Source organism: Pseudomonas donghuensis, from assembly GCF_000696345.2.
Taxonomy (GTDB): Bacteria; Pseudomonadota; Gammaproteobacteria; order Pseudomonadales; family Pseudomonadaceae; genus Aquipseudomonas; species Aquipseudomonas donghuensis.
The window spans coordinates 464,632-485,814 of the sequence record NZ_CP071706.1 but is presented as its reverse complement, the minus strand read 5'-3'; the positions used below and the strand labels follow the sequence as shown (position 1 = coordinate 485,814).

Sequence of the window (21,183 nt, the reverse complement as noted above, 5' to 3'; positions counted from 1 at the left end):
CCATGCAAACCCGCGAAGACATTTTCAACACCCTGCGCGACGCCCTGGTCGAACTGTTCGAACTGGATCCGGCCAGCATCAGCCTGGAGTCGAACCTGTACCAGGACCTGGAAATCGACAGCATCGACGCCGTCGACCTGATCGATCACATCAAGCGCCAGACCGGCAAGAAAATCGCCGCCGACGAATTCAAGGCCGTACGTACCGTCAATGACGTGGTCGAGGCGGTGTACCGCCTGGTCAACTCTGCGGCATGAAACGCCTGATCGGCCTCGGCCTGCTGCTGGCCGGTCTGCTGTACCCCTTTGCGGTGCATTTTGGCATGGCCCACTTTGCCCCCTGGCAGTTCGGCCTGTTGCTCGGCGGCCTGTGGCTGGCGCGCGCCTTGAGCGAACCGAGGCGGCCCGGCGGGCACTGGATGGCCGTAGCCGCGATTGCCTTCTGCGCGTTGCTGGCGCTGTTCAACAGCCCGCAGCTGCTGCGTTGGTACCCGGTGCTGATCAGCGCGTTCATGCTCGGCCTGTTTGGCCTGAGCCTGAAATTCGGCCCGCCGGTGGCCGAGCGCCTGGCGCGGCTGCGTGAGCCGGAACTGCCTGCCGTGGCGATCCACTACACGCGCCAGGTGACCAAGGTCTGGAGCCTGTTCTTCCTGGCCAACGGCCTGGTCGCCGCCGCCCTGACCCTGTGGGCGCCGCTGAGCTGGTGGACCCTGTATAACGGCCTGATCGCCTACGGGCTGATGGGCCTGCTGTTTGCCATTGAATGGCTGATAAGACAACGCGTGCGAGGACGCTCATGAAATGGATTGCCCTTGAGCAACTGCTGCACCCGGCCGATGCGCCGCGCACGGTGAGCTTCGCCCCGGCGCTGGACCACGCGAGCCTGTGCCAGCAAGCCCTGCAAGTGGCCGCCGGTCTCCAGCTGCGTGGTGTGAAGCGCATTGCCGTGCACCTGGAAGACGCCGCACAGCTGGCCGTCGCCCTGCTCGGCGCCTGGCGTGCCGGCGTGCAGGTGCTGCTGCCTGCCGACCTGCAAGCCCAGACCCGCCAGCGCTGGCTCGGCGAGGTCGAGCTGTGGCTGAGCGATCAGCCACAAGACACCACGCTGGAGGCCCTGTTCGAAGCGCCGCTGGCCGCCGCCGACCTGAATCTGGACCAGTGCCGGTTGAGCCTGTGCACCTCCGGCTCCAGCGGTGAACCCAAGCGCATCGACAAGAGCCTGCGCCAGCTGGCCAATGAGGTGCAGGCCCTGGAACAGCTGTGGGGCAAGGACCTGGGCGCTGCCTGCATCATCGGCAGTGTCGCCACCCAGCATATCTATGGCTTGCTGTTTCGCGTGCTCTGGCCGCTGTGCGCCGGGCGCCCGTTCGTGCGTCGCCAGTTGCCTTTCCCGGAAGACCTGCAGCGCGCCAGCCGCGAGCACCCGGCCTTTGCCTGGGTGGCCAGCCCGGCGCTGCTCAAGCGCATGGGCGACAACCTCGACTGGCCAGCGTTGAGCCCGGTGCGCCGGGTGTTTTCCTCCGGCGGCGAACTGCCGGCCAGCGCCGCCCAGGCCTTGCACCAGCGCCTGCAGCAATGGCCAACGGAAATCCTTGGCAGCTCGGAAACCGGCGGCATCGCCTGGCGTCAGGGCGACAGCCTGTGGCAGCCATTTGCCGAGGTGCGCCTGAGCCAGAACCAGGACGGTGCACTGCGCATTGAATCGCCTTACCTGCCGCCCGGTCATATCGAACAAAGCGCCGATGCCGTCGAGTTTGCCGCTGATGGGCGTTTTCGTTTGCTCGGGCGCCTGGACCGCATCGTCAAACTGGAAGAAAAACGCATCTCCCTGCCGATGCTGGAGCAGGCCCTGATCGAGCACGCCTGGGTCGAGGACGCGCGCCTGGGCGTGATCCAGGAAAACCGCGCCAGCCTCGGCGCCCTGCTGGTGCTCAGCGCTGTTGGCCTGTACGCCTTGCGCAACCAGGGCCGCCGCGCGCTCACCGAAGGCTTGCGTCAGCACCTCAGCCAGCACTGCGAAGCCCTGGCCCTGCCCCGGCGCTGGCGCCTGCTGCGGCAATTGCCGTTCAACGCCCAGGGCAAACTGCCCCAGGCCGAACTCCAAGCCCTGTTGCTGGCGCCCCGGCCGAAAGGCCCGGAAGTGCTCAGCCAGGCCGAGGTGGATGGCGAGCTGCAGCTACAACTGGCAGTGTCGGCGGACCTGGCCTATTTCAACGGTCACTTCCCGCAGACCCCGGTGCTGCCAGGCGTGGTCCAGGTCGACTGGGCGCTGGCCCTGGGACAACAATTGCTCGACCGGCCGCGCCAGTTCGCCGGCATGGAAGTGCTGAAATTCCAGCAACTGGTGCGCCCCGGCGACCCGCTGCAGCTAACCCTGCGTTTCGATGCCGAGCGCAGCAAGCTCTACTTCGCCTACAGCAACGCCGGAGCGCCCTGCTCCAGCGGCCGCATCGTGCTGGAGGCCGTTGATGAATAAGCCTTGTGCGGTGATCCCGGTGTACAACCACGAACTGGCGGTGCCGGCGGTGGTTGCCGACCTGCTCGCAGCCGGCCTGCCCTGCGTGCTGGTCGATGACGCCAGCAGCCCGGCCTGCGCGACCGTGCTGCGCCAGCTGGCCGAGCACCAGCAGGTGTTCCTGGTGCAACTGCAGGTCAACCAGGGCAAGGGCGGCGCGGTCATGGCCGGCCTGCGCGAAGCCGCGCGCCTGGGCTTCAGCCATGCCTTGCAGGTGGACGCCGACGGCCAGCATGACCTGGCCGATGTCAGCCACTTTCTTGAACAGTCGCAGGCTTATCCACAGGCGCTGATCTGCGGTTATCCACAGTACGACGCCAGCGTGCCCAAAGGCCGTCTGTACGCGCGCTACCTGACCCATGTATGGGTGTGGATCAACAGCCTGTCGCTGCAGATTCCTGATTCGATGTGCGGTTTTCGGGTCTATCCGCTGCCACCGACCCTGGCGCTGATCGACGCGGTGAACCTCGGCAAGCGCATGGACTTCGACCCGGAGATCCTCGTCCGCCTGGCCTGGCGCAACCAGCCGATGCGCTGGCTGCCGACCAAAGTGCATTACCCGGCCGATGGCCTGTCGCACTTTCGCCTGTTCCACGACAACGCGCTGATCTCGAAGATGCACACCAAGCTGTTCTTCGGCATGTTGCTGCGCGCCCCGGCAATCCTCTGGCGGCGGTGGCAGGCATGAGCAGTCGCGAACAACACTGGGCCGCACACCAGGAGCGCGGCAGCTTCTGGCTGATGAAACTGACCGCCTTGGGCATCAAGCTGCTCGGCCGGCGCCTGCTCAGCCCGGTGCTGTATGCCATCGTCCTGTACTTCTTCCTGTTCGGTCGCCGCGCCCGGCAGAGCATCTGGCAATACCAGCGGCGCCTGGCCGACTGGAGCGGGCAACCCCGTCTGCGCCCCAGCCACCGTCGGGTGTTCGGCCAGTTCATGGCCTTCGCCGATGCCCTGCTGGACAAGCTCGATGTGTGGAACGGCAAGCTGCGCCTGGAGCAGATCGAGATCGTCGACCCGGGCAAACTGCACACCCAGCTACGCGCCGAGCGCGGGCAGCTGCTGGTGGGTGCGCACCTGGGCAACCTTGAAGTCTGCCGCGCCCTGGCCGAGCTTGGCGAGCAAGTGACCATGAACGTGCTGGTGCATACCAAGCACGCCGAGCGCTTCAATCGCCTGCTGGGTGAATCGGGGGCGAGCAACCTGCGGCTGATCCAGGTCAGCGAGCTGGACCCGGCGATCATGCTGCAACTGAGCCAGCGCCTGGACCGCGGCGAATGGCTGGCGATTGCCGGCGACCGCGTGCCGCTGCATGGTGCGCGCACGGTCGAAGTGGATTTCCTCGGCCACCGCGCCGCCTTCCCGCAGGGCCCGTGGCTGCTGGCCGGGCTGCTCAAGTGCCGGCTCAACCTGTTCTTCTGCCTCAAGCAGCAAGGCCGCTACCAGGTGATCCTCGAACCCTTCGCCCAGGCCATCGAGTGGCGCCGCGGCCAGCGCGATCAGGTGATCGCCGACTGGGCCGGGCGCTACGCCGAACGCCTGGGCCACTATTGCCTGCAAGCGCCGCAGCAATGGTTCAATTTCTACCCTTTCTGGAAGACCGATGACGATGCATCCGCATAAGCCCGTGACCTTCGGCGCGCTGCCGTTGGCAATCGAAGACGTCCTCGCCCTGGCCCACCGCCAGGCCGAAACCCGCCTGCAGGACGACAGCGAATACCGCGCGCGGATTGCCCGTGGCGCGCAGTTCCTCGACTCGCTGCTGGACAAGGAAGGGGTGATCTACGGGGTGACCACCGGCTACGGCGACTCGTGCGTGGTGGCAGTGCCGCTGGAGCATGTCGAGGCCCTGCCCAAGCACCTGTACACTTTCCATGGCTGCGGCCTGGGCCAGTTGCTGGATGCGCCGGCCACCCGCGCGGTGCTAGCCGCCCGCTTGCAGTCGCTGTGCCACGGCGTCTCTGGCGTGCGCATCGAGTTGCTGGAGCGCCTGCAGGCGTTTCTCGCCCATGACATCCTGCCGTTGATTCCCCAGGAAGGTTCGGTGGGTGCCAGCGGCGACCTGACGCCGCTGTCCTACGTTGCCGCAACCCTGTCCGGCGAGCGCGAAGTCATGTACCGCGGCGAGCGCCGCAGCGCCGCTGACGTACACCGTGAGCTGGGCTGGCAGCCGCTGGTGCTGCGGCCCAAGGAAGCCCTGGCGCTGATGAACGGCACTGCGGTAATGACCGGCCTGGCCTGCCTGGCGTTCGCCCGTGCCGATTACCTGCTCAAACTCGCCACGCGCATCACCGCGCTGAACGTGGTTGCCCTGCAAGGCAACCCGGAGCACTTCGACGAGCGCCTGTTCGCCGCCAAGCCGCACCCGGGGCAGATGCAGGTGGCCGCCTGGTTGCGCCAGGACCTGGCCATCGACGCGCCGACTGCGCCGCTGCACCGCCTGCAGGACCGCTACTCGCTGCGCTGCGCTCCGCATGTGCTGGGCGTGCTGGCCGACAGCCTGGGCTGGCTGCGTGGTTTTATCGAGACCGAACTGAACAGCGCCAACGACAACCCGATCATCGACGCCGAAGCCGAACGCGTGCTGCACGGCGGGCACTTTTATGGTGGCCATATCGCCTTCGCCATGGACAGCCTGAAGAACCTGGTGGCCAACGTTGCCGACCTGCTCGACCGCCAGCTCGCCCTGCTGGTCGACGTGCGCTACAACCACGGCCTGGCGAGCAACCTGTCGGGCGCCAGCGCCGAGCGGGCGATGCTCAACCACGGCTTCAAGGCCGTGCAGATCGGCGCCAGCGCCTGGACCGCCGAAGCCCTGAAAAACACCATGCCGGCCAGCGTGTTCTCGCGCTCCACCGAATGCCACAACCAGGACAAGGTGAGCATGGGCACCATCGCCGCCCGCGATGCCCTGCGGGTGCTGGAGCTGACCGAACAGGTCGCCGCCGCCACCCTGCTGGCCGCCAACCAGGGCGTCTGGCTGCGCAGCCGCGAAGCCGACGCCCGCGACCTGCCGCCGGCCCTGGCCGAGATGCATGCAGCGTTGCTCGAAGATTTCGCCCCGGTGATCGAAGACCGCGCGCTGGAAAGCGATCTGCGCCGGTGCCTGAGCCGTATTGCCGAACAACACTGGAGGCTGCATGCGTAGTCAGGGAGTGCTGCACGTTGATACCGAAGTGCTGGTGCCATTCTTCGATGTCGACAGCATGCTGGTGGTCTGGCACGGCCATTACGTCAAATACCTCGAGGTAGCGCGCTGCGCGTTGCTCGACCGCCTCGAACACAACTACCTGCAGATGCAGGCCTCGGGCTTTGCCTGGCCGGTGATCGACCTGCAGTTGCGCTATGTGCGCGGCGCCACCTTCGGCCAGCGCCTGAACGTACGCGCCAGCCTGGTGGAGTGGGAGAACCGGCTGAAGATCAATTACCTGATCAGCGATGCCGCCACCGGCGAACGCATGACCCGCGCCAGTTCCGTGCAGGTCGCCGTCGACATCGCCAGCGGCGAGATGCAACTGGCGTCGCCACAGGTGATGCTCGACGCAGTGAACCAGGTGCTCAAATGAAAACGCTATTGCGTAGCCTGCTGTGCATCGGCCTGCTTGCCAGTTGCACGCTGGCCCAAGCCTTTGGCCTCGATGAGCTGAGCAAGCAACTGGGCGAACCTGCGGTCATCAAGGGTCCGTTCATCCAGGAAAAACACCTGCGCGCCCTGCCGCAGCCGCTGGTCAGCAAAGGCCAGTTCGTTCTGGCCCGAGACCATGGCCTGCTCTGGCTGCTGCAAACGCCGCTCAAGCAGGACTACCGCCTCAACGCCCAGGGCATCGCCCGCCGCGACCCGTCCGGCTGGCAGATGCTGCCGGGCAAGAGCGCCGGCGCCGAGCAGAACCGCCTGTTCTTTGCCGTGCTGCAAGGCGACAGCAGCGGCCTGCAGCGTGACTTCGAGTTGAGCCTGAAAGGCGACGCCGGGCACTGGCAGCTGCGCCTGACCCCGCGTTCGCTACTGCTCAAGCAGGTGTTCAGCCAGATCGATATCGATGGCGGGCGCTATGTCGAACGCATTCAGTTGCTGGAAACCCAGGGCGATAGCACGGTACTGCGCATGCCAGCGAGCAGCAGCGCCAGCCTGACCGACACGGAGCGCCGCGATTTTGCCGAGTGAGCGCCTGTTGCCACGACTGTTTTTACTGTTGTTGATCGCCGTGCTGGCCCTCGCGGGGTGGCAGTGGCACCGCGCTGCGCCTTTGTCTGCAGACCTGATGACGCTGGTGCCCGGCGCCACCCAGGACCCGCTGGTGCAGCGCGCCGAGCAGCGCATGCAGGAGCCGCTGAACCGCGAAATGCTGGTGCTGGTCGGCCATCCCCAGCGTGAGCAGGCCATCGCCCTGGCCCAGCGCCTGGCTGAGCAATGGCAGGCCAGCGGCGTGTTCGAGAAGGTTCAGTGGAGCCTGCAGACCGACCTGCAGGCGTTGCGCGAGCAGTTGCTGCAAGGGCGCCTGGCGATGCTCTCGCGCGCCGACCGCAACAGCCTGGTCGACAACCCGCAAGGCTTTATCGAGCAACGCGTACAAAACCTCTACGACCCCTTTGCCGGCTTTAGCCTGGTGCCGAGCCAGGACGACTGGCTGGGCCTGACCGGACGCATCCAGAACAGCCAGCCACGTCCTGCCGCGGTGCAACTGGACACCGCCAGCGGCGCGCTGGTGGCTGAAGCGGACGGGCAGCACTGGGTGCTGCTGCGTGCCCGCACCCTGGGCAATGCGTTCGATATGCAACTGCCCCTGCAAGTCGCCGACCTGCTCGCCAGCAGCCGGGTTGAAGCCGGGCAGCACGGCGCCCGCCTGCTGGCCGCCAGTGGCTTGCTGTATGCGGCCAACGGCCAGCGCCAGGCCAGCCAGGAGATCACCTGGGTCGGCGGCGGCGCCACGGTCGGCATCCTGCTGCTGTTGCTGCTGGCGTTCCGCCGCCTGCGGGTACTGCTGGCCTTCGTTCCGGTGCTGGTCGGCATGCTGTTTGGTGCGGTGGCCTGCGTGGCGCTGTTCGGCCAGATGCACGTGATGACCCTGGTGCTCGGCTCGAGCCTGATCGGCGTGGCCGTCGACTACCCGCTGCACTACCTGTCGAAAAGCTGGAGCCTGCGCCCCTGGCGAGCCTGGCCGGCTTTGCGGCTGACCTTGCCGGGCCTGAGCCTGAGCCTGGCCACCAGTTGCATCGGCTACCTGGCACTGGCCTTCACGCCGTTCCCGGCGCTGACCCAGATTGCCGTGTTTTCCGCCGCCGGCCTGCTCGGCGCCTACCTCAGCGCCGTGTGCCTGCTGCCGGCACTGCTCAAAGGTATCGAGCTGCAGCCTGCGCAATGGCCGTTGGGCATTGCCCAGTGGCTGGTGGACCTGCGTCAGAAACTGCTGAACAAGGTGCCAAGCGCCATCCTGCTCGGCCTGCTGATGCTGTTCTGCGCTGCGGGCCTGTGGCAGCTGGACAGCCGCAACGACATCCGCCAGTGGGTCGGCAGCCCGCCGCAATTGCTCGAAGAAGCCCAGGCCGTGGCGCGCATTACCGGCTACCAACCCACCAGCCAGTTCTACCTGGTGCGCGGCGCCGACCAGAGCCAACTGCTGGCACGCCTGCAAAGCCTCGGCACACGCCTGGACGAGCTGGTCGAAACCGACAAGCTCAAGGGCTACATGGCCCTCAGCCAACTGGTCGCCAGCCCAACCGAGCAGCAACAGGTACGCGACGCGCTGGGCAGCCTGCCGCTGCAACCGCTGCTGGCCCTGGGCGTGCCGCAAAGCGCCCTACAGGCTGAGCTGGCGAAAGTCCAGGCGCTGCCTACCCTCGACATCGATCACGCCCTCAGCGGGCCGCTGGGCGAACCCTGGCGCACCTTGTGGCTGGGTGCGGACGGCCAGGGCGTCGCCGCCATCGTCAGCCTGCAAGGCTTGAACGATCCGGCGTTGCTGCGCCTGCAGGCCGATGATCTCGACGGCGTGCAACTGGTGGACCGCCTCGGCGACCTCAACCGGGTGTTCGCCGCCACCCAGGTCAGTGCTGCCGAGCTCAAGCTGTTGTCGTGCGCGCTGATCGTGGTGCTGCTGATCCTGCCGTTTGGCCTCGGCGGTGCCCTGCGCATCGTCGCCCTGCCGTTGCTCGCCGCGCTGTGCAGCCTCGCTTGCCTGGGCTGGCTGGGCCAGCCGCTGACCCTGTTCAGCCTGTTCGGCCTGCTGCTGGTCACCGCCATCAGCGTCGACTACGCGATCCTCATGCACGAGCAGATCGGCGGTGCCGCCGTCAGTCTGCTCGGGACCCTGCTCGCGGCCACCACCACCTGGTTGTCGTTCGGCCTGCTGGCGGTGTCGAGTACTCCGGCGGTGAGCAATTTCGGCCTGGCGGTCAGCCTGGGCCTGGCCTTCAGTTTTGTCCTGGCACCCTGGGCGGCCACCGGGCACAAGGAACAGGCGGCATGAGTATCGCGTTGCTCTGGGCCCTGGCCCTGGTGTTGTTCTGGATCGTCAGTGAGCTCGGCCGGCGCCTGGGGCTGATCCCGATTGTCAGCCAGTTGCTGCTGGCAACCCTCGGCCTGCCACTGCTGATGTTGTTCTGGGTCGAGCCCCACTTGCAGCTCAGCGGCGCCGCGCTGGTGGCACCGGCCTGGCTGAAAACCCTGTATGGCCTGAGTTTTGCTCTGCTGCTGGGGCATATTCTTGCTGACGTCGTGGAGCTGAACGTCGACCGCCAGAGCCTGAAGATCGCCCTGCCGAGCTTCCTCGTGCCCTTTGCCTGCGGCCTGGCCTGTGGTGCGTTGTTGCTGCCCGAGCAGCCCTGGCTGACCACCCTGGCCCTCGGCCTGGTTTTCGCCATCACCGCCATCCCGGTGCTCTACCTGTACCTGCGCAACATCGACTACCCACCCGCCGCAACCCGCCGGCTGATGCAGTCGGCGATCCTCATCGACCTGACCTGCTGGCTGCTGTTCGGCCTCGGCAAGGGCAGCCTCGAACCCGTGAGCCTGTTGCTGCCGCTGCTCGGTGCCTGCCTGCCGTTGCCGCTGTACGCCCTCGGTGTGCGTCGGCCCTGGGTCTACAGCCTGGGCTTTTTCGGCCTGCTGTTCGTCGCCGAACACTACCGGCTCAACGCGCTGATCTTCGGCATCGGCTACCTGTGCTGCCTGGCCTGGCTCAAGTTGCCGCTGCGCATGCCGTTATCGGACCTGTGGATAAAACGCCTGCAGAACGGCATTGCGATCCCGCTGATCCTGACCTTCGGCATCATCCAGATCGATGTCCACAACGTGCTACTGGGCTTCGATGCCATCCAGTTGAGTGCCCTGCTGCTGTTGCCGATCGTCAGCAAGCTGCTCGGCAACTGGCTGGGCCTGTGCTGGGCGACGCCGTCGTTCGCCGGCGCGAGCAAATGGCGGGAAAGCCTGCTGCTCAATATTCGCGGCTTGAGCGAGATCGTCTTTCTCAACCTGCTGCTGCAACAACAGTTGATCAGCCCGGCGCTGTACTTCGCGCTGATGCTGATGAGCCTGGTCGCCACGCTGATGCCCGCGCTGGCCGGCCTGCACCGGATTCCATTGAAGACTGCCCAACCGGCAAGGAGGCCTTATGCCGAACCCTGAACTGCAACAACGGCAGGTATTGATTATCGGCGCCGGCCCGTCCGGCGCCATCGCCGGGGCCTTGCTCAAGCGCAACGGCCACGACGTGCTGATCATCGAGCGCCAGCGCTTCCCGCGTTTTTCCATCGGCGAAAGCCTGTTGTCGCATTGCATCGACTTCGTCGAAGAAGCCGGCATGCTCCCGGCCCTTGAAGCGGCGGGTTTCCAGCGCAAGAACGGCGCGGCCTTCGCCTGGGGCGATGAGTACAGCGCCTTCGATTTCGGCGACACCTTCAGCAATGGCAAGCCGAGCACCTTCCAGGTTCAACGCGCCCAGTTCGACCAGCTGCTGGCCGACCAGGCCGAGGCCCAGGGCGTTGAAATCCGCTACGAAGAAGAGATCATCGCCGCCGACTTCGAGCGCCCGCGCCCGCAGGTGCGCGTGCGCCGCCTGGATGGCAGTGAGTACTGCATCGAAGCCGCATTCGTCCTCGATGCCAGCGGCTATGGCCGCGTGCTGCCGCGCCTGCTGGACCTGGAAGCACCGTCGAACTTCCCGGTGCGCCAGGCGGTGTTCACGCATATCGAAGACCGCATCGACCACCCGGCCTTCGACCGGGAAAAGATCCTCATCACCACCCATCCGCAGCACCGGGATATCTGGTTCTGGACCATTCCGTTCAGCAACGGCCGCTGCTCCCTGGGGGTGGTCGCCGCCGCCGAGCACTTTGCCGCCGCGCCGGCCGACCTGGATGCCTGCCTGAAGGACTTCGTCGCCCAGACCCCAAGCCTGGCCAAGGTCCTGGCCAACGCCGTGTGGGACACCCCGGCGCGGACCATCGGCGGCTACTCGGCCAACGTCAAGACCCTGCACGGCCCGGGCTTCGCCTTGCTCGGCAACGCCGCAGAATTCCTCGACCCGGTGTTCTCCTCCGGGGTGACCATCGCCATGCGCTCGGCGAGCATGGCCGCCGGCGTCCTGCACCGCCAGTTGCAGGGCGAAGGCGTCGATTGGCAGAGCGAGTTCGCCGAGCCGCTCAAGCGTGGCGTCGACACTTTCCGCGCCTACGTTGAAGGCTGGTACAACGGCAGCTTCCAGGACGTCATCTACCACCCGGCCAGCTCGCCGGAAATCCGCGCGATGATTAGCTCGATCCTGGCCGGCTACGCCTGGGACCAACGCAACCCGTTCGTGGCCGAACCCAAGCGGCGCCTGCGCATGCTCGCCGAAGTCTGTGCCAGGACGCCGGCATGAAATTCCTCAGCGACAGCTACGTCGAGGAAACCCGTTTCGGCTTCTGGTTCCTGCGCAGCCATACCTGGCAGCATCATGTGCTGCGCGTAGCGATCAACGACCTGCGCCGGCTGTTCGACCAGGCACCACCCCGTGCCCCCGTGCTGCTCGATGCCGGCTGCGGCCAGGGCAAGTCGTTCCAGTACCTGCAGCAGGTGTTCGCCCCCGCCCGGTTGCTGGGTACCGACGCCGACCCGCACAGCCTTGAACTGAGCCAGGCCGAGGCCAGCCGCCTGGGCCTGAACGTCGAGCTGCGCGGCAGTGACTGCGCGGCGTTGCAGTTTGCCGACAGCAGCGTCGATATCCTCTTCTGCCACCAGACCTTCCACCACCTGGTCGAGCAGGAAAAAGCCCTGGCCGAGTTCTACCGGGTACTCAAGCCCGGTGGCTACCTGCTGTTTGCCGAGTCCACCGAAGCCTACATCGACACCTGGGTGATTCGCTGGCTGTTCCGCCACCCCATGCACGTGCAGAAAAGTGCCGAACAGTACCTGCAGATGCTCCGCGACCAGGGTTTCGAATTTGGCGCGCAGAATGTCTCTTACCCGTACCTGTGGTGGAGCCGTTCCAGCGACTTCGGCCTGCTCGAACGCTTTGGCCTGTGCAAGCCGCCACCGGTCGGCCAGCGCGAAGAGACCCTGGTCAACGTGGTCGCCCGCAAACCCTTGAACCCAGCCGAGCCGAGTGCATGAAACGCCTGTTGCTGATCCTCGCCTTCGCCCTGCTGAGCGCCTGCGCCAGCCGTGCGCCGCTGCCCGTGCAGTTACCGCCGCTGAGCCTGCCGCTGCAGTTGCACATCCAGCGCGAACAGGCCGGGCAGCGACAGGACTGGTTGCTGGTGATCCAGCGCGAGGACACCAACCTGCGCTGGTCGCTGCTGGATCTGCTGGGTATTCCGCAAGCCCGGCAGTTGCTCGATCAAGGCCAGTGGCAAGCCGACGGCCTGCTACCGCCCAACCCGGCGGCCCGCGAACTGTTCGCTGCCCTGCTGTTCGCCCTGACCCCTGCCGAACAGCTGCAACAGCTCTATCCCGGCGCCCGCCAGCTAGGCCAGCAGCGCTGGCTGGGTGAACGCTGGCGCGTCGACTACCGACAAGCCGACGACTTCACCTTGAACCTCGACCGGGGCCTGCGTTATCTAGTCAGCCCACTACCCAGCGAGAACACGCCATGACCGCTTATCTCAATGCCCTGGGCCTGGTCTGTGCCCTGGGGCGCGGCCAGGCCGACGTTGCCCGCCGGCTGTTTGCCGGCGACTGCTCAGGCATGCGTGTGGAGGACGGCTGGGTACCGCAACGCGGTCTGCCGGTGGCGGCCGTACAAGACGAGTTGCCAAGCTTGCCCGCCGCGTTGCAGGCCCATCACAGCCGCAACAACCAACTGCTGTACGTCGCCTGCCTGCAAATTGGTGCAGCGATCGAAGCGGCCATCGCCCGCTTTGGCCGCCAGCGCATCGGCATCGTCCTGGGCACCAGCACCTCGGGCATCAAGGAAGCCAGCGACAGCATCGCTCACTACCTGCGTGAGCAGCAGTTCCCGCCGAGCTACGACTACGCCCAGCAGGAGCTCAGCGCCCCGGCCAACTTTCTCGCCGACTGGCTGCAGCTGAGCGGCCCGGCCTATGTGATTTCCACCGCCTGCACCTCCAGTGCACGGGCCTTGATGAGTGCCCGGCGTCTGTTGGACCTGGGGGTGTGCGACGCGGTGATCTGCGGTGGCGTGGATAGCCTGTGCAAGCTGACCCTCAACGGCTTCACTGCCCTGGAAGCAGTCAGCGCCGAGCGCTGCAACCCGTTCTCGGTCAACCGCAACGGCATCAACATCGGCGAAGCCGCGGCGCTGTTTCTGATGACCCGCGAAGCCAACCACGAAGGCGCCAGCATCGCCCTGCTCGGTGCCGGTGCCAGCTCGGACGCGCATCACATCTCCGCCCCCGAGCCCAGCGGCAAAGGCGCCTTGCAGGCGATGCGCAAAGCGCTGGACAATGCCCGCCTGCAACCTGCACAGATCGACTACCTGAACCTGCACGGCACCGCCACGCGGCACAACGACGCCATGGAAAGCCTGGCCGTGCATGAACTGTTTGGCAGCCAGCTGGCCTGCTCATCGAGCAAGCCTATGACCGGGCATACCCTGGGTGCCGCCGGCGCCCTGGAAGCCGCGTTCTGCTGGTTGAGCCTGGCCGCCGACAATACCGAAGGGCGCTTGCCACCGCATGTCTGGGATGGTGTGGATGACCCACAACTGCCGGCCCTGAACCTGGTCGATGCCAGCCAGCGCCTGCCGGCCCAGGGCCCGCGACGCCTGATGAGCAACTCGTTCGCCTTCGGTGGCAACAACGTCAGCCTGATTCTCGGAGACACCCCATGATCACCTGGCCACTGGCCGAACTGCTGCCCCATGCCGGCGACATGATCCTCATCGATCAGGTCGAGTCCTTCGATGAAGAGCAGATCCATACCCACCTGACCGTGCGCCCCGGCGGCCTGTTCAACCGCGCCGACGGCAGCCTGCCGGCCTGGGTCGGCATCGAGCTGATGGCCCAGAGCGTGGCCGCCTACGCCGGTTGCCGCGCGCGCCAGCAAGGCCAGGCGGTGGCGCTGGGCTTTTTGCTCGGCACGCGTAAATTCGAATGCAATGTCGAACATTTCCCTGCCGGTGCCCACTTGCGCATCCATGCCCTGCGGTCGCTCGAAGACGACAACGGCATGGGGGTGTTCGAGTGTCACCTGCGTGGCCCGGGCATCCATGCCACGGCCCGTTTGAATGTTTTTCGCCCGCCACAGGCGGCCAGTTACCTGGCCGAAGCGGGCCCAGAGGAGTCCCCCCATGACTGATACCATCCTGGTCACCGGTTCCAGCCGAGGCATAGGCCGAGCCATCGCCCTGCGCCTGGCGCGGGCCGGTTTCGACCTGGTCCTGCATTGCCGAAGCGGGCGCAACGAAGCCGACGCCGTTGCAGAAGAAGTCCGGGGCTTGGGCCAGCAAGCCCGCGTGCTGCAGTTCGACGTTGCCGATCGCGCCGCTTGCGCCGCCCTCCTTACTGATGACGTTGAAACCCACGGCGCCTACTACGGCGTGGTCTGCAACGCCGGCCTGACCCGCGACGGCGCCTTCCCGGCCCTCACCGAAGAAGACTGGGACCAGGTACTGCGTACCAACCTCGACGGCTTCTACAACGTTCTGCACCCGCTGATGATGCCGATGATCCGTCGGCGCAAAGCCGGGCGCATTGTGTGCATCACCTCGGTTTCGGGGATGATCGGCAACCGCGGCCAGGTCAACTACAGCGCTTCCAAAGCCGGGGTGATCGGTGCGGCCAAGGCCCTGGCGATCGAGCTGGGCAAGCGCAAGATCACCGTCAACTGCGTCGCCCCGGGGCTGATCGACACGGCCATGCTGGATGAACACGTGCCGGTCGAAGAGCTGCTGAAAATGATCCCGGTGCAGCGCATGGGCACCCCGGAAGAAGTCGCCGGCGCAGTGAATTTCCTCATGTCGGCCGAAGCCGCCTACATCACCCGCCAGGTGCTGGCAGTCAATGGAGGCCTGTGCTGATGAAACGTGTAGTCGTCACCGGCATGGCCGGTATCACCTCGCTGGGCAGCGACTGGCAGAGCATCGCCGGCAACTTCGCCAGCAACCGCAGCGGCATCCGCCGCATGGACGAATGGGACCGCTTCGAAGAGCTCAACACGCGCTTGGCCGGCCCCATCGATGACTTCAAGGTGCCCGCCGGCTGGACCCGCAAGCAACTGCGCAGCATGGGCCGGGTCTCGCGCCTGGCCGTGGCGGCAGCGCAGAACGCCCTGCGCGATGCTGGCCTGCTCGATGACCCGTCAATCCGCGATGGGCGCATGGGCGTGGCCTGCGGTTCGTCCACCGGCAGCACCGACGAGATCAAGGCGTTTGGCAACATGCTGCTCAACTCGGTGGCCGAGGGCCTCAACGCCAACTCCTATGTCCGGATGATGCCGCACACCACGGCAGCCAATATCAGCATTTTCTTCGGTCTCACCGGGCGCCTGATCCCCACCTCCAGCGCCTGCACCAGCGGCAGCCAGGGCATCGGCTACGCCTATGAAGCGATCAAGTTCGGCCGCCTGCCGCTGATGCTCGCTGGCGGCGCCGAAGAGCTGTGCCCGACCGAGGCCATGGTCTTCGACGCGCTGTACGCCACCAGCCTGAAGAACGATGCCCCGCACAGCAGCCCCAGCCCTTACGACAGCGGCCGCGACGGCCTGGTGATCGGCGAAGGCGGCGGCATGCTGGTGCTCGAAGAGCTGGAACATGCCCAGGCCCGCGGCGCACACATCTACGCCGAGATCGTCGGCTTTGGCAGTAACGCCGACGGCCAGCACACGACTCGCCCGGAGCAGGCGACCATGCGCCGGGCCATGGAGCTGGCACTGCAAGACGCCAACCTGGCGCCGGAGGCCATCGGCTATGTGAACGGTCATGGCACCGCCACCGAGCAGGGCGATATCGCCGAAACCCTGGCCACCAGCAGCCTGTTTGGCCCACGCATGCCGATCAGCTCGCAAAAAAGCTTCCTCGGCCACACCCTGGGCGCTTGCGGCGCGCTGGAGTCCTGGTTCAGCATCGAGATGATGAACAGCGACCGCTATGTGCACACCCTCAACCTTGAGCACATCGACCCGCGCTGCGGCGAGCTGGACTACTTGTGCGGCGAGTTTCGCAGCATGAGTCACGACTATGTGATGAACAACAACTTCGCTTTTGGCGGGGTCAACACCTCGCTGATTTTCCGTCGCTGGACCTGACCTGAAACCTGCTGGAGAGAAAGGAATGTCTTCATTGATTCGCGCCGCTGTCCTCGGCCTGGCCCTTGCGGGCCTGGCTGGCTGTACCTCGAAACCGGTACTGACCCCACAAGAGCAGCTTGTAGTCGGCCACAACTACAACCATGAGCAGGTGCAGCAGGCCATCCTCAAGGCCGTGGCCAACCGCGGCTGGACCCCGCGCAAGGTCACCCCGAACCTGATCCAGGCCGACATCCTGGTACGCAACACCTTCTATGCCGCCGTCGACATCCACTACAGCGTCAGCAACTTTCGCATCAACTACCGCGACAGCCGCGAGCTGGGCTACAAGGACGGCAAGATTCACCGCAATTACAACCGTTGGGTGAACAACCTCGACAAAAGCATCCTGCAAGAGCTGAACAAGCTGGAAGCCCAGAACATCGTGCAGCGCGCCATCAGCGAACAGCATTCGAACACTGTTGAATAATCAAGGAACGACATAATGCGTCTGAAAACCTGGACCGCCACCACCGCCCTGCTGCTCTGCGCCCTGCCCGGCCTCAGCCAGGCCCGCGACACCACCCACTACCTGCCGTTCGAGAAAGTCGTGGCGCAGATGACCGCCGAGAACAAGCTCGACGGTTCGGTGAAGTTCTACCTGGCCGGCGTGCAGCCCAAGGGCAAGGTCACCGTGGTCAGCCCGGCAGCGGTCACCAACAAGAAGACCAACGCCTTCAACAAAACGGACGCAGCAGCCTGCGAATGGGCCCTGCAATCAGCGCTACTGACCATGCAGGACGCCGCCCGCAAGGTTGGCGCCAACGCCGTGACCAACATCAGCAGCTACTACAAGCGCAACGAGCGCAAGGACGCCACCACCTACGAATGCCACGCCGGCGCGATCATGGCTGGCGTTGCGCTGAAGGGCGACCTGGCCAAGGTCCAGTAACTCAGCTGCGTTCCAGGGCCTGGCGGGTCAACAGCTCGGCAAAGGCCCTGGCCATCGCCGACGGCGCATCGCGGCGCTGCACCAGCCACACGGCAGTCACCGCGTCGTCGTCGAGCAAGGTCCGGTACACCACCCCGTCGATGCGCATGCGCTGGAACGAAGCCGGCAATACCGACACCCCCAGCCCCGCCGCCACCAGGCCGATGATGGTCATCGCCTCCCCCGCCTCCTGGGCAAAATGCGGACTGAACCCGGCCTGGCGTGCCAGGCTCAGCAACTGCGCGTGCAAGCCACTGCCGTAACTGCGCGGAAAAAACACGAACGGCTCCTGGGCCAGGGCCGCCATGTGCACCCCGGCGTCACTGCCTTGCGCCAGCGGATGGGCAGCATTGATCACCGCCACCAGCGGCTCGCGAAACAGCTCGACGACATTCAGGCTCTCAGGCAAGGCCAAGGGGCGCATCAGGCCGACTTCGATCGACTCGTCGAGCAAGGCGTCAGCGACATCGCGGCTGCTCATTTCCTTGAGGTTCAGGTGCACCGCCGGGAAGCGCTGACGAAACGCGTGAATAGCCTTGGGAATGCTCGAGTTGAACGGTGCCGAAGAAGTGAAGCCAATCTTCATCTCGCCCAGCTCACCCAGTTGCGCACGCCGGGCGACATCGGCAGCCTTGTCGACTTGCGCCAGCACCAGCCGTGCCTCTTCGAGGAACAGGCGCCCGGCCTCGCTGAGCTCGACCCGACGATTGGTTCGCTCGAACAAGCGCGCTCCCAGCTCCTGTTCCAGGGCCTGGATCTGCTGGCTCAACGGCGGCTGGGAAATCCCCAGGTTCTGCGCCGCCCGGCCAAAATGCAGCTCTTCGGCGACGGCGATGAAGTAGCGCAGGTGACGCAATTCCATGGCGGCTCCAATAGGTCGTAAAACCTCTTAAACAGGTCGAACAATATATTGGAAATGATCATTAGCCAGCTATATGCTTTTTTCACTGCCTGACAGGCCGTAGCGCCCCCGAGGTCACCCGTGAAAACTGCTGTTGCGCCCCACGCCCACGAACTGCCCCCTGCTCCGCTCGACGAAATCGTCGCCACCCTCAACGAAAGCTGGATCGAAAAAGGCACCCCGGCCTTTTTGCGCACCGTACTGGCGCTGTTCTGCGGCGGCTTTGCCACCTTTGCCCTGCTGTACTGCGTACAGCCGATGATGCCGCTGCTGTCACAGGAGTTCTCGATCAGCGCCGCGCAAAGCAGCCTGATCCTCTCGGTGTCCACCGGCATGCTGGCGTTCGGGTTGCTGATCACCGGGCCGATTTCCGACCGCATAGGGCGCAAGCCGGTAATGGTCTTCGCCCTGTTCTGCGCAGCGCTGTGCACCATCGTCAGCGCCCTGATGCCCAGCTGGCACGGCGTACTGCTGACCCGGGCGCTGCTCGGGCTGTCGCTCAGCGGCCTGGCGGCGGTGGCCATGACTTACCTGAGCGAAGAGATCCACCCTCAGCACATCGGCCTGGCCATGGGCCTGTACATCGGTGGCAACGCCATTGGCGGCATGAGCGGACGCTTGATCACCGGCGTGCTGATCGACTTCGTCAGCTGGCACACCGCGATGCTGGTGATCGGTGGCCTGGCTCTGGTTGCGGCGGCGGTGTTCTGGAAGATCCTTCCGCAATCGCGCAACTTCCGCCCGCGCTCGCTGCACCCGCGCAGCCTGCTCGACGGTTTTACCCTGCACTTTCGCGATGCCGGCCTGCCTTGGCTGTTCCTCGAAGCCTTCCTGCTGATGGGCGCTTTCGTCACCCTGTTCAACTACATCGGCTATCGCCTGCTGGCCGAGCCCTATCACATGAGCCAGGCGCTGGTCGGGCTGCTGTCGGTGGTGTACCTGTCGGGGATCTACAGCTCGGCGCAAATCGGCGCCCTGGCCGACAAGCTGGGCCGGCGCAAGGTGTTCTGGGCGACCATTGTGCTGATGTTCGGCGGCTTGCTGATGACCCTGCTCAGCCCCTTGCCGCTGATTATCGTCGGCATGCTGGTGTTCACCTTCGGCTTTTTCGGCGCGCATTCGGTGGCCAGCAGCTGGATCGGCCGACGGGCAACCAAGGCCAAGGGCCAGGCCTCGTCGTTGTACCTGTTCAGTTATTACGCCGGGTCGAGCGTGGCGGGGACGGCGGGCGGGATGTTCTGGCATCAGGCAGGGTGGAACGGCATCGGCCTGTTCATCGGCAGCTTGCTGGTGGTGGCCTTGCTGGTGGCGGTGCACTTGAGCAAGTTGCCGGCCAAGGCTTGAGCTGAGGGCCGCTGCGCGGCCCATCGCCGGCAAGGCCGGCTCCCACAGGAGCGGGCCTGCCACTGGATCAGTTGATCACTTCAACCCGATCAACATCCACTTCACGGCTCATCAGGTGCTTCTCGACTTCACCGCTCAGCTTGACCTTGGTCTTGTCGTTGAAGGCTACCGGCGGCAGGTCTTCGTCATCGATCTCGACGGTGATGGTGCCGGTGGTGTCCTTGAACTCGTACTTGTCATCGTTGTTCACTTTCTTCACCACGTAGCCTTGCAGCACCACCGGGGTGTCGTCAGCGGCGTCATTGGCGGCGGCAACCGTGGTCACCGACTGGGCGCCAGGGCCGGTATAGCCGGCAGCCAGGGCAGCGGTGCTGAACAGCGGGGCAAGCAGCAGAGCGAGGTAACGGGTTTTCATGGTGTGGATCCTGTCTGGGTTTCGATGGAGCCAGATTACCCAGGCAGGCTGAATTGAACCTTAATAGCAGTGGGAGCGGGCTTGCCCCGCGATCGCGCTGATTCAGTCAGGTCGCAATCGCGGGGCAAGCCCGCTCCTACTTAGTGGTACTGCGCCGACAACTCGTGCACGGCGTTGATGAACACGCCGGCATGCTCCGGATCAACCTCCGGGGTGATGCCGTGACCGAGGTTGAATACATGGCCACTGCCCTGGCCGTAGCTGGCAAGGATGCGCCCGACTTCGGCACGGATGGCCTCCGGCTTGGCATACAGCACGGTCGGGTCCATGTTGCCCTGCAGGGCGACCTTGCTGCCAACGCGCTGGCGGGCTTCGCCGATGTCACAGGTCCAGTCCAGGCCCAGGGCATCAGCGCCGGCCTCGGCGATGCTTTCCAGCCACAGACCGCCGTTCTTGGTGAAGAGGATGACCGGCACCTTGCGCCCTTCGTGCTCGCGGATCAGGCCGCTGACGATCTTGCGCATGTAGGCCAGGGAGAACTCCTGGTAGGCCGCCGCCGACAGGTTGCCGCCCCAGGTGTCGAAGATCTGTACCGCTTGTGCGCCAGCCAGGATCTGCCCGTTGAGGTAGCTGATGACCGACTGGGCCAGCTTGTCGAGCAGCAGGTGCATGGCCTGCGGGTTGTCGTAGAGCATGGCCTTGGTCTTGCGGAAGTCTTTCGACGAACCGCCTTCGACCATGTAGGTGGCCAGGGTCCAGGGGCTGCCGGAGAAGCCGATCAGCGGCACGCGGCCATTGAGCTCGCGGCGGATGGTGCTGACGGCGTCCATGACGTAGCCCAGGTCCTTCTGCGGATCAGGGATCGGCAGCGCTTCGATGTCGGCCAGGGTGCTGATGACCTTCTTGAAACGCGGGCCTTCGCCGGTTTCGAAGTACAGGCCCTGGCCCATGGCGTCAGGGATGGTGAGGATGTCCGAGAACAGGATCGCGGCGTCCAGCGGGTAGCGGTCCAGCGGTTGCAGGGTGACCTCGCAGGCAAACTGCGGGTTCATGCACAGGCTCATGAAGTCGCCGGCCTTGGCGCGGCTGGCGCGGTACTCCGGCAGGTAGCGGCCGGCCTGGCGCATCATCCACACCGGGGTGACGTCTACGGGTTGCTTGAGCAGGGCGCGCAGAAAACGATCGTTCTTCAAGGCAGTCATGTCGGCATCCGGAAAAAAAGTGGGGGCATTTTCTCAGAGCCCAACGTAAAAGGCACGGTATCAACCGTGCCTTTTGTCTATCGACTTGTGACAGGTCAATAGATTTTGCTGAATTCATCGCGGGTCAAGCCCGCTCCCACAGGTTCAGCACACATTCTG

At 65.3% G+C, this 21,183-nt stretch carries 23 protein-coding genes; 20 read left to right on the top strand and 3 right to left on the bottom strand.

What is annotated here, in order from left to right:
• The first annotated feature begins 2 nt into the window (after positions 1-2).
• Genes BV82_RS02245 through BV82_RS02155 form a run of 19 tightly spaced genes read left to right on the top strand, consistent with a single transcriptional unit; the run spans position 3 to position 17,123 of the window.
• Positions 3-257 (top strand): acyl carrier protein, encoded by a 255-nt coding sequence (locus tag BV82_RS02245; protein ID WP_010222261.1) that lies wholly within the window; start codon positions 3-5, stop codon positions 255-257.
• Positions 254-799, top strand: coding sequence for a COG4648 family protein (locus tag BV82_RS02240; protein ID WP_010222260.1), 546 nt, complete (start codon positions 254-256; stop codon positions 797-799). Before BV82_RS02245 ends, BV82_RS02240 begins: the two co-directional genes overlap by 4 nt.
• On the top strand, positions 796-2,475 hold the full coding sequence (locus tag BV82_RS02235) for an acyl-CoA synthetase family protein (RefSeq protein WP_036995417.1): 1,680 nt from the start codon (positions 796-798) through the stop codon (positions 2,473-2,475). Before BV82_RS02240 ends, BV82_RS02235 begins: the two co-directional genes overlap by 4 nt.
• Positions 2,468-3,202 carry a glycosyltransferase family 2 protein gene (locus BV82_RS02230; RefSeq protein ID WP_036995416.1) on the top strand — a complete coding sequence of 245 codons (735 nt, stop codon included), beginning with the start codon at positions 2,468-2,470 and terminating at the stop codon, positions 3,200-3,202. The genes BV82_RS02235 and BV82_RS02230 overlap by 8 nt, the downstream gene beginning before the upstream one ends.
• Positions 3,199-4,137: an LpxL/LpxP family acyltransferase gene (locus tag BV82_RS02225; RefSeq protein ID WP_010222256.1), complete on the top strand. Its 939-nt coding sequence runs from the start codon at positions 3,199-3,201 to the stop codon at positions 4,135-4,137. The genes BV82_RS02230 and BV82_RS02225 overlap by 4 nt, the downstream gene beginning before the upstream one ends.
• Positions 4,118-5,662, top strand: a complete 1,545-nt coding sequence (locus BV82_RS02220) for an HAL/PAL/TAL family ammonia-lyase (RefSeq protein ID WP_026001259.1) — start codon at positions 4,118-4,120, stop codon at positions 5,660-5,662. Before BV82_RS02225 ends, BV82_RS02220 begins: the two co-directional genes overlap by 20 nt.
• A complete protein-coding gene (locus BV82_RS02215; RefSeq protein ID WP_010222254.1) occupies positions 5,655-6,080 on the top strand; it encodes an acyl-CoA thioesterase in 426 nt (141 codons plus the stop codon). Before BV82_RS02220 ends, BV82_RS02215 begins: the two co-directional genes overlap by 8 nt.
• Positions 6,077-6,676 carry an outer membrane lipoprotein carrier protein LolA gene (locus BV82_RS02210; protein ID WP_010222253.1) on the top strand — a complete coding sequence of 200 codons (600 nt, stop codon included), beginning with the start codon at positions 6,077-6,079 and terminating at the stop codon, positions 6,674-6,676. Before BV82_RS02215 ends, BV82_RS02210 begins: the two co-directional genes overlap by 4 nt.
• Positions 6,666-8,978, top strand: a complete 2,313-nt coding sequence (locus BV82_RS02205; protein ID WP_036995414.1) for an MMPL family transporter — start codon at positions 6,666-6,668, stop codon at positions 8,976-8,978. Before BV82_RS02210 ends, BV82_RS02205 begins: the two co-directional genes overlap by 11 nt.
• Positions 8,975-10,135 (top strand): hypothetical protein, encoded by a 1,161-nt coding sequence (locus BV82_RS02200; RefSeq protein WP_036995413.1) that lies wholly within the window; start codon positions 8,975-8,977, stop codon positions 10,133-10,135. The genes BV82_RS02205 and BV82_RS02200 overlap by 4 nt, the downstream gene beginning before the upstream one ends.
• Positions 10,122-11,369, top strand: coding sequence for an NAD(P)/FAD-dependent oxidoreductase (locus tag BV82_RS02195; protein ID WP_036995411.1), 1,248 nt, complete (start codon positions 10,122-10,124; stop codon positions 11,367-11,369). The genes BV82_RS02200 and BV82_RS02195 overlap by 14 nt, the downstream gene beginning before the upstream one ends.
• Entirely contained in the window at positions 11,366-12,100 is a 735-nt protein-coding gene (locus BV82_RS02190; RefSeq protein ID WP_036995410.1) for a class I SAM-dependent methyltransferase, read from the top strand. The genes BV82_RS02195 and BV82_RS02190 overlap by 4 nt, the downstream gene beginning before the upstream one ends.
• Entirely contained in the window at positions 12,097-12,582 is a 486-nt protein-coding gene (locus BV82_RS02185; protein ID WP_010222248.1) for a hypothetical protein, read from the top strand. The genes BV82_RS02190 and BV82_RS02185 overlap by 4 nt, the downstream gene beginning before the upstream one ends.
• Positions 12,579-13,778, top strand: coding sequence for a beta-ketoacyl-[acyl-carrier-protein] synthase family protein (locus BV82_RS02180; protein ID WP_036995408.1), 1,200 nt, complete (start codon positions 12,579-12,581; stop codon positions 13,776-13,778). The genes BV82_RS02185 and BV82_RS02180 overlap by 4 nt, the downstream gene beginning before the upstream one ends.
• The gene (locus BV82_RS02175; RefSeq protein ID WP_010222245.1) at positions 13,775-14,245 is read left to right on the top strand and encodes a hotdog family protein; all 471 of its coding nucleotides are present in this window, start codon (positions 13,775-13,777) and stop codon (positions 14,243-14,245) included. Before BV82_RS02180 ends, BV82_RS02175 begins: the two co-directional genes overlap by 4 nt.
• Positions 14,238-14,966, top strand: coding sequence for a 3-oxoacyl-ACP reductase FabG (gene fabG / locus BV82_RS02170; RefSeq protein ID WP_036995407.1), 729 nt, complete (start codon positions 14,238-14,240; stop codon positions 14,964-14,966). Before BV82_RS02175 ends, fabG begins: the two co-directional genes overlap by 8 nt.
• Positions 14,966-16,192, top strand: a complete 1,227-nt coding sequence (locus tag BV82_RS02165; RefSeq protein ID WP_036995405.1) for a beta-ketoacyl-ACP synthase — start codon at positions 14,966-14,968, stop codon at positions 16,190-16,192. The genes fabG and BV82_RS02165 overlap by 1 nt, the downstream gene beginning before the upstream one ends.
• Before the next feature lie 25 nt (positions 16,193-16,217).
• Positions 16,218-16,661: a hypothetical protein gene (locus tag BV82_RS02160; protein ID WP_050990002.1), complete on the top strand. Its 444-nt coding sequence runs from the start codon at positions 16,218-16,220 to the stop codon at positions 16,659-16,661.
• A gap of 15 nt (positions 16,662-16,676) precedes the next feature.
• A complete protein-coding gene (locus BV82_RS02155; RefSeq protein ID WP_010222241.1) occupies positions 16,677-17,123 on the top strand; it encodes a hypothetical protein in 447 nt (148 codons plus the stop codon).
• Between the two features lies 1 nt (position 17,124).
• Here BV82_RS02155 and BV82_RS02150 read toward each other — a convergent pair whose 3' ends face one another.
• Positions 17,125-18,024 (bottom strand): LysR family transcriptional regulator, encoded by a 900-nt coding sequence (locus BV82_RS02150; RefSeq protein WP_010222240.1) that lies wholly within the window; start codon positions 18,022-18,024, stop codon positions 17,125-17,127.
• A gap of 153 nt (positions 18,025-18,177) precedes the next feature.
• Here BV82_RS02150 and BV82_RS02145 point away from each other — a divergent pair, with 153 nt between their 5' ends.
• Complete coding sequence (locus tag BV82_RS02145; RefSeq protein WP_302184151.1) at positions 18,178-19,407, top strand: MFS transporter; 1,230 nt, start codon at positions 18,178-18,180, stop codon at positions 19,405-19,407.
• 67 nt (positions 19,408-19,474) lie between these two features.
• Here the strand turns inward: BV82_RS02145 and BV82_RS02140 are convergent, their stop codons facing one another.
• Positions 19,475-19,822 carry a YgiW/YdeI family stress tolerance OB fold protein gene (locus BV82_RS02140; RefSeq protein ID WP_010222238.1) on the bottom strand — a complete coding sequence of 116 codons (348 nt, stop codon included), beginning with the start codon at positions 19,820-19,822 and terminating at the stop codon, positions 19,475-19,477.
• 140 nt (positions 19,823-19,962) lie between these two features.
• Positions 19,963-21,024, bottom strand: coding sequence for a uroporphyrinogen decarboxylase (gene hemE / locus BV82_RS02135; protein WP_010222237.1), 1,062 nt, complete (start codon positions 21,022-21,024; stop codon positions 19,963-19,965).
• Between the last annotated feature and the right edge of the window lie 159 nt (positions 21,025-21,183).

Excerpts from the sequence above, each read along its gene's own strand:
- BV82_RS02245 (WP_010222261.1), top strand. The coding sequence starts at position 3 with ATGCAAACCCGCGAAGACATTTTCAACACCCTGCGCGACGCCCTGGTC.
- BV82_RS02240 (WP_010222260.1), top strand. The coding sequence starts at position 254 with ATGAAACGCCTGATCGGCCTCGGCCTGCTGCTGGCCGGTCTGCTGTAC.
- BV82_RS02235 (WP_036995417.1), top strand. The coding sequence starts at position 796 with ATGAAATGGATTGCCCTTGAGCAACTGCTGCACCCGGCCGATGCGCCG.
- BV82_RS02230 (WP_036995416.1), top strand. The coding sequence starts at position 2,468 with ATGAATAAGCCTTGTGCGGTGATCCCGGTGTACAACCACGAACTGGCG.
- BV82_RS02225 (WP_010222256.1), top strand. The coding sequence starts at position 3,199 with ATGAGCAGTCGCGAACAACACTGGGCCGCACACCAGGAGCGCGGCAGC.
- BV82_RS02220 (WP_026001259.1), top strand. The coding sequence starts at position 4,118 with ATGACGATGCATCCGCATAAGCCCGTGACCTTCGGCGCGCTGCCGTTG.
- BV82_RS02215 (WP_010222254.1), top strand. The coding sequence starts at position 5,655 with ATGCGTAGTCAGGGAGTGCTGCACGTTGATACCGAAGTGCTGGTGCCA.
- BV82_RS02210 (WP_010222253.1), top strand. The coding sequence starts at position 6,077 with ATGAAAACGCTATTGCGTAGCCTGCTGTGCATCGGCCTGCTTGCCAGT.
- BV82_RS02200 (WP_036995413.1), top strand. The coding sequence starts at position 8,975 with ATGAGTATCGCGTTGCTCTGGGCCCTGGCCCTGGTGTTGTTCTGGATC.
- BV82_RS02195 (WP_036995411.1), top strand. The coding sequence starts at position 10,122 with ATGCCGAACCCTGAACTGCAACAACGGCAGGTATTGATTATCGGCGCC.
- BV82_RS02190 (WP_036995410.1), top strand. The coding sequence starts at position 11,366 with ATGAAATTCCTCAGCGACAGCTACGTCGAGGAAACCCGTTTCGGCTTC.
- BV82_RS02185 (WP_010222248.1), top strand. The coding sequence starts at position 12,097 with ATGAAACGCCTGTTGCTGATCCTCGCCTTCGCCCTGCTGAGCGCCTGC.
- BV82_RS02180 (WP_036995408.1), top strand. The coding sequence starts at position 12,579 with ATGACCGCTTATCTCAATGCCCTGGGCCTGGTCTGTGCCCTGGGGCGC.
- BV82_RS02175 (WP_010222245.1), top strand. The coding sequence starts at position 13,775 with ATGATCACCTGGCCACTGGCCGAACTGCTGCCCCATGCCGGCGACATG.
- fabG (WP_036995407.1), top strand. The coding sequence starts at position 14,238 with ATGACTGATACCATCCTGGTCACCGGTTCCAGCCGAGGCATAGGCCGA.
- BV82_RS02165 (WP_036995405.1), top strand. The coding sequence starts at position 14,966 with ATGAAACGTGTAGTCGTCACCGGCATGGCCGGTATCACCTCGCTGGGC.
- BV82_RS02160 (WP_050990002.1), top strand. The coding sequence starts at position 16,218 with ATGTCTTCATTGATTCGCGCCGCTGTCCTCGGCCTGGCCCTTGCGGGC.
- BV82_RS02155 (WP_010222241.1), top strand. The coding sequence starts at position 16,677 with ATGCGTCTGAAAACCTGGACCGCCACCACCGCCCTGCTGCTCTGCGCC.
- BV82_RS02150 (WP_010222240.1), bottom strand. The coding sequence starts at position 18,024 with ATGGAATTGCGTCACCTGCGCTACTTCATCGCCGTCGCCGAAGAGCTG.
- BV82_RS02140 (WP_010222238.1), bottom strand. The coding sequence starts at position 19,822 with ATGAAAACCCGTTACCTCGCTCTGCTGCTTGCCCCGCTGTTCAGCACC.
- hemE (WP_010222237.1), bottom strand. The coding sequence starts at position 21,024 with ATGACTGCCTTGAAGAACGATCGTTTTCTGCGCGCCCTGCTCAAGCAA.